At 44.3% G+C, this 713-nt stretch carries 1 protein-coding gene; it reads right to left on the bottom strand.

Going from position 1 to position 713, the window contains the following annotated elements; genetic code table 11:
* A partial coding sequence (locus A3729_RS28715) for a TonB-dependent receptor plug domain-containing protein (protein WP_156498213.1) occupies positions 1-713 on the bottom strand: 713 nt, incomplete at both ends.

The raw sequence follows: 713 nt of genomic DNA, 5'->3' as shown, positions 1-713 counted from the left end.
GTTCAATCTCGTCATTAAGTAAGTGCGTCCATTCTGTACTCAAACGGGCAAAATCAAATTTTCGCTGAATATCCATCCCGGTAGCTAGTGCAGCTTCTATATCACCCACCGATTCTGTATCGTTTTTCAGCGCATCCAAACCAATTAAACTACCGGCCTGATCAGCCTCAGTAGTGTTTATTGCAAAGACTGTTTTCAGGCTATTGTTGTCATTCAAGGAAACAAAATGCGTAATATTCGCTTCACTTCGTTTTGAGCGAGTATGGTCTCGCCAGCCATCGTTTTCGCTATGCGATATATCAATGCCGACTGAAGAGTCATCACTCAAGCTTGCGCTTCCTGCTAGGCCTAAACGATAAAAGCCATGCGCACCAGCTTCAGTTTTGACGGTATAACCTTCTCTTAAGCTTGGGTCTTGGGAAATCACATTGATAGTACCTGCAACTGAATCGGAGCCGTACAATGCAGTCCCTGCCCCCTTCAAAACTTCTGCAGACCCTGCCGTACTAAAGTTGGTGTATGCCAAACCGTTATGGTTAAAGAAGCCAGAGGATTGTACCGGTATGCCATCCTGTAAAAACAAGTAATAAGGCCCTGTATTGGAAGGCATACGTATACTGGTTTTATGCCCCAAGGTTGAACCGGTCTGTATAATACGAACGCCTGCAATGCTATTAAACAAGTCTTTTTGGTAGTTAGCCTGGTCAAGATCA

The organism is Oleiphilus sp. HI0043, assembly GCF_001634935.1.
The sequence above is the reverse complement of the archived record's forward strand: the minus strand, read 5'-3'. Positions and strand labels throughout refer to the sequence as shown.